Below are 14,180 nucleotides of genomic sequence, written 5' to 3'. Positions count from 1 at the left end.
TGTACCTTCGCGCACGGACAACGATGGATCCTCGTGAAATCGAAATGCTCGTCCAGCGCCTCCTCGCGAACCCCCACGACCAGGAGGCGCTCGCGTACGCGCATCGTGCAGGCGCGCAGGACCCTCGCTCGTACGCCATGCTGCTCGAGCGCGTCGGGACGCAGACGCCGGATCCCGCCTACGGCGCCCATTGGCTGAGCGAGGCCGCGAACGTCTGGCAAGCGGCGTTCGGCGACATGAACAATACCGTGCGCACGTTGCTGCTCGCGGTCGACAGGGATCCGATGCATCGCTCGGCCGAGCGGCTCGCGCAGATCTTCCGCGAGAAGGGCGACGCGATGTCGCTCATCCAGCTTTACGAGCGGCAAGCGAAAGGGCTCGCGCCCGCGGCCGCGAAGCCGGAGGTGCGGACGATGCTCCTCAAGCTTCACGAGGAGCTTGGACGGATGTGGAGCGAGCCGCAGCTCGCGCGTCCCGATCGCGCGGTGGAGAACTGGCGCAAGGTCGCCGAGCTCGATCCCCGCAACGTGTACGCGATTTACGCGGCGCGCGAGATCCTGAAGGCGCAGCAGCAGTACGCGGAGGCGATCCCGTACTTCGCGATGGAGCAGGCCATCGCCGAGGATCCCGAGCGCAAGCTCGCGCTCTATCGAGACGAGGCCGACATCCGCAAGCGCGCGGGCGACATGGCGGGCGCGACGCAGGCGCTGCGCTCGGCGCGCGCGGTGCGTCCGACCGACGTCGCGCTCACGCAGGAGCTCGGCGTGAGCGTGCTCGAGCGCATCAACGCGGGCGAGAACGTGCCGCAGCCGGAGCGCGACGAGGCCGCCGGGATCTTCGTGCAGCTCGCGGAGACGTACGACGGGGAGTATGGGCTCTCGTACTCGTTGTCGGCGCTCGGCGCTTCGCCGGGGCACGATCGCGCGATGCAGCTCGCGGATCACTTCGCGGCGCTGCTCGGCCGCACGGGCGAGCTCGGTCCGCAGTACGCGGCGTACCTGAAGGCGAACCCGAACGGGTTCATGGCGAACGTGGCGCGGATGAAGGCGGGCAACGCGCAGCCTCCGCCGCCGCCGATGCCCGCCGCGCAAGCCGCGCCGCAGCCGGCGCAGCCCGCACAGGCGGTGCAGCCAGTGCAAGCCGCGCAGCCCGCGCCCGTCGCGCAGCCCGCGCAGCCCTCGCAACCCCCCGCGGCCCCGCAGCCGTCGCCGCCGCCGGCAGCCGCGCCCGCGGCGGCGCCCGCGTCCGAGCCGCGCGCGCCTTCGCCTTCGGTCGTCGCGATGCAGGCGCAGCCGGCGGTCCCGGCAGGCGACGTGCACGCGCTCCTGGAGGAGGCTTCGGCCGAGGCGCAGAAGGGACGGAAGCCGCAGGCGTACACGAAGTACCGTGAGGCGCTGAAGATCGATCCGGCGAACTCCGAGGCGCTCTCGTGGGTCGAGGAGTACCTGCGACAGAAGCGCATGTTCGCGGATCTGCGCGACGTGCTGCTCGCGGCGTCGCGCGTGCCGACGGTTTCGACCGAGACGCGCAAGGCCCAGCTCCGCGACGTGGCTGGCATGTGCGAGTCGCAGCTCCGCGACATCGATACGGCGATCGCGGCGTGGAAGCAGCTCTGCCAGATCGATCGCGGCGACGAGCAGGCGCGGGATCAGCTCCGCAGGCTGCTCGAGCGCGCGACGAAGTGGGACGACCTCGCGACCGTGCTCGAGCAGGACGCGATGAGCACGCCCGACACGGAGCAGAAGCTCGCGATCGAGAAGAAGCTCGCGAGCCTGCACGAGGCGAAGCGCAAGGATCCCGTGGCCGCGGCCGAGGTGTGGACGCGGATCGCGTCGCTCATGCCCGAGGACGAGCAGGCCGTGAACACGGCCGTGAAGCTCTACGAGAAGGGCGAGCGGCTCGACCTCGCGGCGCAGGCCATCGCGGACAACATGACCGGGTTCACGGACCCGAACACGCGCGCCGGGCTCCTGCAGAAGCTCGGCGAGTTGCGGCTGAAGCTGAACGATCCGGGCGCCGCGGGCGACGCGTTCGCCGAGGCCGCCGAGCTCGGCAAGCAAGCGAAGATCTGGGAGCAGGCCGAGAAGGCGTACACGGCCGCGGGTCGCATGTCCGACGCGGCGAACGCGATCGAGCAGCGCGCCGAGCTCGCGGACGGCAAGCAGCAGGCGACGCTCCTCGCGCAGGCCGCAGATCTCCTGGTCAAGGCGGGCGACGCGCCGGGCGCGATGATCCGGCTCGAGCGCGCCTCCGAGATCGATCCGACGAACGACGCGTACGTGCAGGCGCTCGAAGAGCAGTACCGCGCGGCCGGGCGGCTTTCGGATCTCGTGCACCTGCTCCTCGGGCGCGCGGAAAAACTTTCCGATCGTGGCAAGCGCGTGGCCTCGCGTCGCGCGGCGGCCGAGGTGCAGCGCTCGCTCGGCGACAACGAGGGCGCGCGCGAGAGCCTCTTGCTCGTGCTGTCCGACGGCGACGACGAGGGCGCGCTCGCGCTGCTCGTCGAGGACGCGGCGCAGCGCGGCGATCACCAGGAGTGCGTGGAGCTCCTCCGACGGCTCGGCGCGATCACGAAGGCGCCGGCCGACAAGCTGAACCACGCGCTGCGCGAGGCGAGCATCCTGGCCGAGGGGCTCGACGACGTGGACGGCGCGATCGAGCGGTACGAGGGCATCCTGAAGACGCTCGATCCGAAGAGCCGCGTTGCGCTCGCGGCGATCGCGGATCTCGAAGAGCGGCGCAACAACCCGCAAGGCGCGGCGGCGGCGCTCGAGCGCGAGGTCGCGCTGGCCGAAGGCGATCAGAAGGTCGAGCTCGCGCAGCGCCTCGCGCAGATTTATGAGGCCCGCCTCTCCGATCCGCGCGGCGCGATCCGAGCGCTCGAGATCGTGCACGCGGCCGACTCGGAGGACTTCGACGCGATCGGTCGGCTCGAGCGGCTCTGCGCCGAGGTCGAGGACTGGCCGCGCGTCGCACACTTCCTGCAGATCCTCGTCGAGGTCGAGGGTGACGAGGAGGAGCTGTCCCGCATGACCCGAAGGGTCGCGGACATCCTCTTCGACAAACTCGGCCGTGGCGACGAGGCGCTCGCGGCGCTCGACAAGATCGCCGAGACGGGCGACGAGCCGTGCCGGCGCGCGTACGTCGAGCTCGGCGACAAACTCGGGTGGAAGGGGCTCGTCGCGACGAAGCTCGTCTCGTGGAACGAGTCGGGCTCGGGCCCGGCACGGAACGAGGCGCTGCGCGGCGCGTTCGAGCGGTTCATCGAGGTCGGCCGTGACGCCGATGCTGCCCGCGTGGCGATGGAGCTCGCGCGCTCGCGCGGCGCCGATCGTGCGCTCGCCGAGCGGCTCGAGCAGCTCGCGATCAAGCTGAAGGATCTCGACGCCCTCGGCGTCGCGCACGACCTGCTCGCAAAGGACGTCTCGGGCCCCGCGCGCGCGGCCGAGATGGTGCGTCAAGCCGAGGTGCAGATCGCCGCGTCCGTGCCCGCGAACGAGGCGATCCAGCACGGCGAGGGCGCGCTCGCCAGCGTCCCGCCGGGCGAGGTCGAGCCCTTGCTCGCGCGGCTCGCGGTGCTCGCGCCGGACGTCGCGCAGGTGATCGACGTGTACGAGCGTCAGGTCGGGCGTTGCCGTCTGCCGGCGGATCGGCTCACGGCGCTCGCGCGCGCGGCGCAGGTCGCGGCCGAGCGCGGCGCGAACGATCGCGCACGTGGCTTCTTCGAGCTCGCGCTCAGCGCGGGCGTCCAGGAAGAGACGCTCGTCGCGCTCGAAGCTGCGGCCACTGCGGGCGACGAGCGCTCGGGCGGCACGGGCCTGCGCCGCATCCTGGCCGAGGCGCTCGCGGGCGGCGGTCAGGGGTCGCGTGACGGCGGGCGCACGAAGAGTGCGCTCCTCCGGCGCGCCGCGACCATCGCGCACCGCGCGCTCGCCGATGTCGAGCGTGCCTTCAAGTGGCTCGGCGACGCGCTCGTCACGCACGTCGACGACGCCTCGCTCGACGCGCTCGAAGCGCTCGGCCGCGAGCTCAACGATCTGCCGCGCGTCGAGGCCACGCTCACGCGCGCGCTCGAAGAGGTCTTCGACGGCCCGCTCGTTCGCAAGCTCCTGCAGCGCCGCGCGCGCCTGCGCCGCGACGCGCTGAACGACAAGAAGGGCGCGGGCGTCGACTTCAAGAAGCTCCACGACCTGTCGCCTGCCGATCAGGACGTGATGAACGAGCTCTCGAACCTGCTCACCGAGCTCGGTGATCACCGCGGCATGATCCAGCTCTACGAGGATCAGATCCTCCGCGGCCGTGATCCCGCGATCCGCGCCGAGCTCGCGCGCAAGGTCGCGCGTCTGTGGGAGGAAGAGCTCGGCGACGCGCGCGAGGCGGCCGACGCCTGGCGGCGCGTGCTGCGCATGAAGGCCGGCGACGCCGAGGCGACCCAGGGACTCGAACGCGCGAAGACCGGCAAACTCAAGCGTTCGCCGGCGCGCGCGTCGATGCCCTCGGTGCCGCCGACCGCGGCAGGGCCGTCCGCGCCGCCGCCTGCGTACGCGAGGGCATCCACGCCGCCGCCGCCGCCTGCGTACGCGAGGGCATCCACGCCGCCGCCGCCTGCGTACGCGGGGCCGTCCACGCCGCCGCCTGCTGCGGTCCCCACGCCGTCCGCGCCGCCGCCTGCGGCTCCGACGTGGCAGCCCCCGAACGACAACGAGCCGACGCCCATCGCGCCCGCGGCGGCCTTGGCCGCGCCTCCGCCGATGGTCGTGGCGCCTCCGGCGTACGTCCAGGCCGAGCCGGCTCCCCAGCCTGCGTACGTGGATCCGCAGGCGCAGCCGCAGCAAGCCGCGCAGACGCCGGAAGAGGCGTATGCGCAGCAGCAGGCGTACGCGGCGTACTACGCGCAGCAGCAGGCGTACGCGCAGCAGCAAGCCGCGCAGACGCCGGAGGCGTACGCGCAGCAGCAGGCGTACGCGGCGTACTACGCGCAGCAGCAGGCCTATGCGCAGCAGCAGCAGGCGTACGCGCACCAGCAAGCCGCGCAGCAGCCGGCCCAGGGCGAAGAGCTCGAAGAGGCCGAGCTTCTCGACGACGAATCCTGATGAGCCCGAGGGGGCGGTCCCGCCGCCCCCGCCTCACCAGAACACCGACCTCCGCTCCTTCAGCCCGCGGTTCAACATCGACTGGATGGTCGCCTTCACGCGGAGGACCTTCTCCTCGATGATCGCGTCGTCGTCGTCGGGATCGCCGTCGAAGCGCATGGGTTCGCCGAACGTGATCCTGTAGCGCGTGGGCAAGGGGAGGATCCCGCCCGGCACGAGGAGCTGCGGCAGGATCGGAAAGCTCGGCAAATGCAGCGTCTTCGCCACGCGACGGAAGTTGCCGAGCGAGATGTATTGCTCCTCCGCGCCGATCACGGACACGGGCACGATCGGCGTGTTCGTCTCGAGCGCAAGGCGCATGAAGCCGAGCCCGAAGTCCGTGAGCTTGTAGCGCTCGGCGAACGTCTTCGTCACGCCACGCACGCCCTCGGGGAACACGAGGATCGCCTCGCCGAGCTCGAGCAGCCGGCGCGCGTTCTCGGGCACGCCCACGACCTGCCCGACACGCGAGAAGAATGTCGAGACGAACGGGAGCGTCTGCGACCACTTCTCCACCATGCTCCGCACGATGCGCGGAGGCTCGGCGTCGAGGAACATCGAGGCCGCGATGATCACGCCGTCCATCGGGATCTGCCCCGAGTGGTTCGCCACGAAGAGGACGCGTGACGCGGGCACGCGCTCGATCCCGCTGACGATCGTGCGGAAGTAGAACCGGTGGAAGAACGCCGCGACGCCGATCGCGTACTTCGCCCACTCCGGATCGAGCCCGAAGGGGTCGACGCCGCCGCCTCCCAAGGGGATCGGCACACGACGCAGGCGCTCCTCGAAGTCGCGGCCGAGCAGCTTGATCCCGAGCTCGCCGATTCCGTCTTGGGCGACGCCGAGGGCGGAGCGCGCGATCGGGAAGGCCTCGCGCGTCGCGAAGGTCGAGAGCCTGCCGAGGGTGCGCGCTGCTGCATCCAGCATGCATGCGAACGTAGCAAATCGAGGGCAACACAGCACGGTGCGAAGTGCTTGACGTGACGTGCTTCCGAGCTTCACGGTGAGCGTCGGGGATCGGGGGGATGAACGTGACGAACGGGGGAGGCGAAGCGACGCGCGTCGCGCCGCGGCTCACGATGCGGCCGCCGCGCAGGGCGAGCGTGAGCGTGGATGGGGATTCTTCACGCGAGCCGAGCGTGGAGAGTGATCGTTCGCATTTGCCGGTGCTCATCACGGGCATCTGCGGGCGGCTCGGGCGCAGGCTCGCCCGGCAGTTGCACCGCGAGCGGCCGGTGATCGGCATCGATCGGCGATCGTTCGAGGGCAAACCGAAAGACATCGTCCATCACCAGCTCGACATCCGCCGCAAGAAGACGCAGGACGTCTTTCGCCACGAGCGCCTCGCCGCCGTCGTGCACCTCGGCGTCATGCACGATCCGCGGGTGAGCCAGGCCGAGCACCACAGCTGGAACGTCGTCGGTCTGCAGCGCCTCCTCGAGTACGTCGCGCACTACGACATCCCCAAGCTCGTCGTTCTTTCGAGCGCCAACGTGTACGGCCCTCGCCCGGACAACCCGCAGTTCCTCACGGAGGATGCGCCGCTCCTCGGCGGCGCCTCGTTCAGCGAGATCCGCGATCTCATCGAGGTCGACATGCTCGCGCAGTCGTTCTTCTGGAAGAGGCCACGCACCGAGACCGTGATCCTCCGGCCCGTGCACATCCTCGGCGCCGTGCGCAACGCGCCTTCGAACTACCTGCGCTTGCCCGTGATCCCCACGCTGCTCGGCTTCGATCCGATGGTGCAGGTCATCCACCAGGACGACGTCGTCAGCGCGATCGCCCGCGCGCTCACGCCCGGCGCGCGCGGCATCTACAACCTCGCGGGCCCGCCGCCGCTGCCCTTGTCGCGCCTCGTCGGCATGACCGGACGCTCGCGCATCGCCATCCCGCATGGGATCGCGCAGAACGTCGTCCGTAAGCTCTGGCAGTACCGGGCCACGTCGTTCCCCGCGCCCGAGATCGATCACATCCGCTACGTGTGCATGGTCGACGACGCGCGCGCGCGAAACGATCTCGGCTACGCGCCAACGCACGATCTCGCGCAGACCGTGGCCGCGATCGACGACGTCTTCTGAGGCGCTGCGGCTCTCCGCAAGCTTCCGCCGTCCGTCCGTGCGTCACGCGGTGATACGCTCGGCGTCCATCTCCCGCCATGTCTCTCCTGTCCGCGCTCCTCGCGGTGACCACCCAGGTGGCCACGCCGCACCTCACCGCGACGCGCGTCTCCACCCCGCCGGTCCTCGACGGCCGCCTCGACGAGCTCACCTGGAAGCGCGCCAAGGGCAGCGACGCCTTCACGCAGAAGCTCCCCACGCCCGGTGAAAAGCCGCGTTATCGCACGCTCGTTCGGGTCGTGTACGACGACGAGGCCGTCTACGTCGGCATCGACTGCGAGCAGACGGACGACGAGATCATCGCGCGCCTCACGCGGCGCGATCGCCAGGTCGAGGCAGACGCCGTCACGGTCACGCTCGACACACGCGGCGACGGACGGAGCGCGCTCGAGTTCGAGGTCAACGCGGCCGGCGTCCTCTCCGATGCGCTCCGCTTCAACGACACCGAGATCTCGCGTGAGTGGGACGAGATCTGGGACGCGCGCACCACGCGCACCACGCACGGCTGGTCGGCCGAGTTCAAGATCCCGCTCCGGATCCTGCGCTTCCGCGATCTACCCACGCAGAGCTTCGGCCTGCAGGTTCGTCGCCGCGTCTCCATGCTGCAGGAGGTCGACGAGTGGACGTTCATCCCGCGCGACGCCGGCGGCGAAGTGTCGCGCTACGGCAAACTCGACGGCCTCTCCGGCCTCCGGCCCAAGGCCGCGCTCGAGCTACGACCCTTCCTCGTCGGCGCCCTCCGCTACAGCGAGAGTGAGGCCGAGAGCCGCGGAGCGGGCGTGTTCCCCACGGGCTCGGCGGGCCTCGATCTCAAGTGGCATCCCTCGCAGAGCCTCACCCTCGACGCCACGATCTTCCCGGACTTCGGCCAGGTCGAGGCCGATCAGGTCATCCTCAACCTCAGCAACTTCGAACGGTTTTTCCCGGAACGCAGGCCGTTTTTCCTGGAGGGCGCGGACAACCTCGCGACGCCCTTCAAGCTCGTCTACACGCGCAGGATCGGCCGTGCGCCAGGGACGCCGGCCGTGCGCGACGACGAGGAGACCGTGGGATCTTCGACGCCGGCCACGGTGTACGCCGCGGCGAAGCTCTCGGGTGAGCTCGCGGAGGGCGTGTCGGCGTTCGAGCTGCTCGGCGTCACCGCGCCCGTCCTCGTCGATGTGAAGCGCGGCGACGGCAGCTTCGTCTCGCGCGTCGCCGAACCACTCGCCGCGTTCAAGGTCCTGCGCCTCCGCAAGGACTTCGGCCCTCGCGCCTCGCTCGGCTTCATGGCCACGGCGAAGAGCCGCTTCGAGACGCCGTCCGTGTACCCCACCGTCGAGACCGCTTCCGGCAATGGCCGCACGCGCGTGCTTTGCCCCAAGGAACAACTCGTCGCGCACGGCGCGCGGTGCTTTCACGACGCCTACGTCGCGGGCATCGACGGTCGCTGGCGTTCGCCCGGCGGCGACTACGTGATCAGCGGACAGGTCGTCGCCTCGCTCGTGCACGACGGCCCGCCGCGCACCCTGCCTGACGGCACCGTCATCTCTTCCGGCGACATCGGCCCTGCAGTGCAGGCGCGTGTCGCGAAGGAGGGCGGCAAGCACTGGACCTTCAATGCCGAGTACGCCGGGCATGGCCGCAAGGTCGACTACAACGACGTCGGCTACATGCAGCGGCAGAACCTCCACGCGTTCACTGCGTCCGTCCGCTATCGGAGGCTCGATCCGTGGTGGGTGACGCTCGAAACGGAGACGTTCGTCGACGCGGTCGAGCGCGACACGCTCGATTGGCTCACGCAGGAGCGCATGCTCGTGCTCGGCAACTACACGCGCTGGGCGAACTTCTGGGAGAGCTTCGTCGCGATCCACGCCAAACCCTCGCGCTTCGACGATCGCGAGGTCGGCGACGGCACGGCGCTCGAGCGCGCGCCCCTCTTCGGCGGCGAGCTCTGGGTCGCGACCGATGGCCGACGCCTCGTGAACGGTGAGGCGTGGGTGATGGTGCAGGGCATCGAGACGGGCCTCAACGTGGAGGCCGACGGCCGTTTGTCCGTGCGTATCCTGCCGCAGCTCGACCTCGATCTGATCCCGACCTTCCTCTACACGCGCGGCGAGCCGCGGTACGTCACGACGATCGGCGCGGGCCACGTCTTCGGCCGGCTGCGGGCGCAGAGCCTCGGGCTCACGATGCGCGCGACGTACACGTTCACGCCGCGGCTCTCGCTTCAGGCCTACGCGCAGGCCTTCCTCGAAGCGCAGAGCTTCGATGGCTTCACGTTCTCGAAGGCGCGTGGACCGGGCAAGGTCGCGCGCCTCGCGGAGCTCCTGCCGTTCGGATTGCCGCTCGACGACGATCCCGACTGGGAGGGCGGATCGATCAACGCGAACATCGTCCTGCGCTGGGAGTACCGGCTCGGCTCGACGTTGTTCCTCGTGTGCACGCACGCGCAAGGCGACGGACGAGCGCCCCTCGGCCGGCGCGCCACGGGCTTCGACTTCGGATGGCTCGGCCCGCGCGCCTCCGAAGAAACGTTGCTGGCCAAACTATCGTACTGGTGGGGCTGAGCTCCTCTTGCATCGACCGCATCGCGGTCGATGCACCTGAGGTCCAGGGCTGCGCCCTGGTTCGGGTCCAGGGGCGAACAGCCCCTGGTCGGGCCCGGGGTGAAACCCCGGCGCTACGCTCTCAAAGCCCGGTACACGCCGAGGGCGTCGGATTCGCCTTGCAGTACGCGTCGTCCTTTGGCGCGCCCACGATCAGCATCGCGTCTTGCGACACGAGCCTCGGGCGCGAGTTCGTCACGGCCTTGCACGTCTTGCCGTCGGACGTCTGCGGCTCGGCGAGTGCACAGATGCCGGCCTCGTTCGGCACGCTCCACGCCTGTCCCGTCGGATAGACGAGGTTCATCGAGTACTGCCCTTCCGGCAGACAACCGTAGACGATGTCGAATGGGCGCCCGAAGCGCGCCGCGAGGCTCTGCTTCAACGCCTCTTCATCGGCGATGATCGCTGTCCCGTCCGCGGCCGTCTTGCGGCTCAGCACGAACACGCCGTTCTTCGACGTATCGACCGGATCGATGCAGATCGCTGCCGGCCGCACCGCGACCGTCACCTCGGACTCCATCGACTGGAACGGCGGGTTCATCGGATCGGGCATTGCGGGCGGCAGCTTCGTCGCCGTGAGCAGCAGGTTCTTCAAGAGCGTCAGCCCCTGCATGATCACGCGCGGCCGCGCTTGCGTCTCGATGCGCTTGTCGTTCGCGAGCCGTGGCGCGTTGATCTTCGAGAACACGGACGTCGGGTAGAGCTGCGGCACGTTTGCCGACTCGACCACGTGATCCTCGTTGTTGAGCAGGCCGTCGCCGTTCACGTCCTCGACCGCCATGTAGAGCGTCGCGGCCGGATCCTTCACGGGTAGGAAAAACGGCGTGACTGCGGCTGCGTCGATCTCGGTTGGATCGACGCCTGCCGAGAACGTGATGCGGATGAAGGACGCGTCGTTCGGGGGGAACGTGGCGAACTCGAAGTCCGACGGCACCACGACCTTGTGCGGATCGGTGTTGCCCGCGACGCTGTCGTTCACGGCCGACGGGTAGAACACGGGTCGTTCGAGCGGCAGCACCTGCCCGAGCGTCACGCCGACGCCGAGCACGTGCACGCCGACCGGCGGGATCACGAGGTTTCCCTTGCCGTCGGGCTCGCCGATGTTGACCTCCGTGTACGCTGGCGCCGCGCCCATGAGCACCTCGGCCGCGTTGTCGATCGCGCCGCCGCCCACGTCGCCCGCTGTCGGCAGATTCGAGATCGAGAAAGCCGGGTTGAAGTCGCCGTCGCGATCGTAAAACCCGCGGAACTGGTACGTCCCGCCGCTCAGCGGCGCGATTGTCCACGTCCCGCTCGCGGTGATGTTCGGCGCCGAAGGATCGGGGCAGCGGAGCGCGCCGTCTTTGTCGAAGACGAGTTTGTCGCGGATGCTCGCGAAGAGCACGTCCCCCGGGATCGCGTCGAGGCTCGCGGCGCCCGTGCCGAGGCCCGAGGGCGGCGGCAAGAGGCGCTTGTCGAAGGCGAGCACGATGGCCGCGCCGACGATGTGGCCCTTCTCTGTGCACGGCGGCGGGCCCGTGTAGGTCAGCGTTCCTTCGACGACGCCCGCCGGACCGCTGAACCCCGGGATATCCGGGACGAAGGTGTCGAGATCGCCGCACCCGGCGAGCGCGAGGAGCAGCAGGGCAGGGAAGGGAAGCGCGAGGGAGCGGCGCATCCAGGACAGGGGACCTCATCGACGCACGGCCGTCAAGCTGCGGCCGGTTTGTCGCTCGCGGCGGTCAGCCGGCCGCGCGCTTCGACATGGCGTCGAGCACCTCCTGGATCTCCGGGAAACGGCCTGCCGACTGCTTCGAGAAGATCAGCTCGCCGTCGACGATCACGTCGAACTGACTGGGCTTGCCGATCTCGAGCTTGCTGTCGACGTCGAACGCATCCTTGATGGCGGCCGCGAAACTCACGGCCCGGGGCTTGTAGTTTCAGACGTGGCAGTACTTGATCACGACGTTCATGGAGGCCTCCTCGGAAATCCATGGATGCCGGCGTGGGCGAGCGCAAGGGGCAACGCGCTTCACGCCGAAGGACGTTCGTCCCGCGCGAGCCAGAGAGCGAGGGCGACCGTGAACAGGAGCGCCGTGGCCGCGACGAGGACGCCGCGGGTGCGCTTGCCGCGTGAACGTGCGCGCGGTTTTTCGCGTGCGGTTTCCGCCGTGGGACGAATCTCGGGCGGCTTCTGCGTGGGCGCCGAGAGCGTGCCCGGCTCGCCGTCCGCGGGTAGAGCCTCGCGATCGAAGAGCGCGTCCTCGGCGAGCGCGCGCCGCACGTCCCGGTCGAGCCAGTGCGAGATCCACAGGCGTTTGCCTTCGGGAAGCCCGAGCGCGCGGCGTAGATCAGGCGTCATGGCACGCGCGACATCCTCCGGTCTGGCCTCGAAATCGTGCAGCAGGCGCGCCGATGCGGGCGGATCTTTCCACACGTACCGCGAGGGCCCGACGAGCACGACGTGCGTGCGGCGCGCGGGCGTGCGTGGCGGCTTGAACGCGAGATCCGCGGAGAACTTCCAGCCCTCGTCCGTCCGCGGGAACTGCCGCGCGCGGAGGATCGTCACGACACACCTCGCGAGCTCGCGTGTCGTCTCATCGCCGTCACGCTCGCCCGGGGAGCGCAACGAAGCCGTGTCGCCTTTCGGCCGGATCGAAGCCTCGATCGTCACCTTCGTAGCCTCGGGGCGATGTTCGAGGAAACGCTCGTAGCAATCGAGGATCGGCCCGCTCCGCGCGCGCAGGATACGCGCGATCACCTCGCTGCTCGGCGCCACGGCCTTTGGCTCGGCCCGCACCGACTCCACCACGAGCGGGAGCACCGCGCCTTCCTGCGCTTCGTCCGGAGGTGGCTCCGCGCGCGGCGGCTCGCGACGCGCGAGGATCACGCGGGGCGTGTCGAACGAGACGTGCGCGGCCGGCGTCATGATCTCCAGCGAGCTTCCCGGCGGCGTGACCACGTCGAGCACGGCGAACGAAAAATTCCGATCGACGTAGCTCTTCGTCCACGCGGCGTCGAACGGCTGCTCGCCCGCGGAGGGGCCGACGACGAAGCCCGAGAGCGTCGATCGATCCATCACCCACGCGGCCGGAGGCGCCGGCGCGCGGCCGCGGGTGCGTCGCTCGTACGGCTCGACGAGCGCGTGCACGAGCGCGGCGGGATCGAGCAACGGGCGCGGCTCGATCGTCGGCGTGCTCGGCGTCGGCAAGCCGAGGAGCACGCGCGGCGCGGCGGGCGCGAGGCGCGCGGCGAAGAGCACGTGCTCACGACCGCTCGCCTCGTCGTGGCTCACGATCACGTAATCCTCGTGCACCACCGGCGACGGCGTCGCGCCGCCCACGGCCACCGCGCTCGCCGGGGAAGCGACGGCCACGATCGAGAGCGCGACGAGCGGCGCGAGCGTCTTCATGAGGCCGGGAACAAGCCGTGGCGGCCTTGCTGCTTCAGATCGTTCATCGTCCGCTGCATCGCGCTTCGTACGCGTTCGAAAAGATCCTCCACCGCGTCGGGATCGTCGGCCGCGGAGGGCGGTAGATCGCTGCGGATCGGAGCGAGGATCCGCGTGTGGATCTTCACGGGCGGCGGCAGATGCGGCAGCGGGATTCCCGCGATGATCCCCCACGGCAGCGCCACGCCGAGCGGCGCCACGTTCGATCGCGCGAGCATCGGCAGCTTGAGCGCCTCCGCGATGCGCCGCCCGTCGGTCCAGATGTAGAGCGAGTGATGCGCGCCCACGCTCACCACGGGCACGATCGGCACCTGGTGCCTGAGCGCCGTGCGCACGAAGCCGCGGCGCTTGCCGAACTCGATCTCGTACCGTCGCGAGAACGGCTTGCACGCGTCGATGTCGCCGCCCGGGAACACGAGCACCGCCGCGCCTCGATCGAGCGCGCGCGCCGCGTTGTCGGGGTTCGCCGCGATCGCGCCCGCGGCGTTCAGCCACGCGCCCGCGCCGGGGAAGCGGAACGGCACGTCGTGCATCAGCCCGTACGAGACACGCGCGGGCGAGTAAAGCCTCCAGAACGCGAGCATGTGACAGAACATGTCCGGCGTCCCGGTCATCGCGTTGTGGTTGCCGACCACGAGCGCGGGACCGGGAGCGAACGGCTCTTCGAGCTCGGTCTCGGCGCGGAAGTAGTGGTCGTAGAGCATCCCGAGCAGCGGCATCGCGCGCTCGATGAAGCGCGGATCGCGAGCCTCGAGATCATTCGGGCGCACCTTGTCGCGCGCCTTCTCCGCGAGCGCGGCGAGCCCGTCTTTCAGCGCGTCGACGGGAGGGACTGGCTCATGTGGAACGACGAAAGCAACCACGCATTCCTCGTATACCGAAACCAACAAAAGCGTGCCAAGACCCGCGCCTT

General features: G+C 70.0%; 7 protein-coding genes and 1 pseudogene. 3 read left to right on the top strand and 5 right to left on the bottom strand.

Annotated elements, in window-relative coordinates:
• Window positions 1-23 precede the first annotated feature (23 nt).
• Window positions 24-5,093, top strand: coding sequence for a tetratricopeptide repeat protein (locus tag KEG57_RS25895; protein ID WP_272458866.1), 5,070 nt, complete (start codon window positions 24-26; stop codon window positions 5,091-5,093).
• A 33-nt stretch (window positions 5,094-5,126) separates the two neighbouring features.
• Here the strand turns inward: KEG57_RS25895 and KEG57_RS25890 are convergent, their stop codons facing one another.
• A complete protein-coding gene (locus KEG57_RS25890) occupies window positions 5,127-6,059 on the bottom strand; it encodes a lysophospholipid acyltransferase family protein (RefSeq protein WP_272424674.1) in 933 nt (310 codons plus the stop codon).
• 98 nt (window positions 6,060-6,157) lie between these two features.
• On the opposite strand from KEG57_RS25890, the gene KEG57_RS25885 reads away from it, so the two are divergent.
• Together KEG57_RS25885 and KEG57_RS25880 are read left to right on the top strand one after the other, a co-directional pair.
• Entirely contained in the window at window positions 6,158-7,210 is a 1,053-nt protein-coding gene (locus KEG57_RS25885) for an NAD-dependent epimerase/dehydratase family protein (RefSeq protein ID WP_272424675.1), read from the top strand.
• Between the two features lie 77 nt (window positions 7,211-7,287).
• Complete coding sequence (locus KEG57_RS25880) at window positions 7,288-9,798, top strand: DUF5916 domain-containing protein (protein ID WP_272424677.1); 2,511 nt, start codon at window positions 7,288-7,290, stop codon at window positions 9,796-9,798.
• A gap of 121 nt (window positions 9,799-9,919) precedes the next feature.
• Here the strand turns inward: KEG57_RS25880 and KEG57_RS25875 are convergent, their stop codons facing one another.
• The 4 genes and pseudogenes from KEG57_RS25875 to KEG57_RS25860 form a co-directional block, all read right to left on the bottom strand.
• Complete coding sequence (locus KEG57_RS25875; RefSeq protein WP_272424678.1) at window positions 9,920-11,494, bottom strand: hypothetical protein; 1,575 nt, start codon at window positions 11,492-11,494, stop codon at window positions 9,920-9,922.
• A gap of 64 nt (window positions 11,495-11,558) precedes the next feature.
• A pseudogene (locus tag KEG57_RS25870) lies at window positions 11,559-11,744 on the bottom strand (Rdx family protein); the annotation flags it as partial.
• 104 nt (window positions 11,745-11,848) lie between these two features.
• Window positions 11,849-13,228 (bottom strand): hypothetical protein, encoded by a 1,380-nt coding sequence (locus KEG57_RS25865; protein ID WP_272424680.1) that lies wholly within the window; start codon window positions 13,226-13,228, stop codon window positions 11,849-11,851.
• Entirely contained in the window at window positions 13,225-14,130 is a 906-nt protein-coding gene (locus tag KEG57_RS25860; protein ID WP_272424681.1) for a lysophospholipid acyltransferase family protein, read from the bottom strand. Before KEG57_RS25860 ends, KEG57_RS25865 begins: the two co-directional genes overlap by 4 nt.
• Window positions 14,131-14,180: the final 50 nt, after the last annotated feature.

The sequence above is a fragment of the Polyangium jinanense genome (assembly GCF_028435365.1).
This window is presented reverse-complemented; position numbering and strand designations above follow the sequence as displayed.

Bases quoted from the DNA above. Each gene is read 5' to 3' on its own strand.
- KEG57_RS25895 (WP_272458866.1), top strand. From the start codon at position 24: ATGGATCCTCGTGAAATCGAAATGCTCGTCCAGCGCCTCCTCGCGAAC.
- KEG57_RS25890 (WP_272424674.1), bottom strand. From the start codon at position 6,059: ATGCTGGATGCAGCAGCGCGCACCCTCGGCAGGCTCTCGACCTTCGCG.
- KEG57_RS25885 (WP_272424675.1), top strand. From the start codon at position 6,158: ATGAACGTGACGAACGGGGGAGGCGAAGCGACGCGCGTCGCGCCGCGG.
- KEG57_RS25880 (WP_272424677.1), top strand. From the start codon at position 7,288: ATGTCTCTCCTGTCCGCGCTCCTCGCGGTGACCACCCAGGTGGCCACG.
- KEG57_RS25875 (WP_272424678.1), bottom strand. From the start codon at position 11,494: ATGCGCCGCTCCCTCGCGCTTCCCTTCCCTGCCCTGCTGCTCCTCGCG.
- KEG57_RS25865 (WP_272424680.1), bottom strand. From the start codon at position 13,228: ATGAAGACGCTCGCGCCGCTCGTCGCGCTCTCGATCGTGGCCGTCGCT.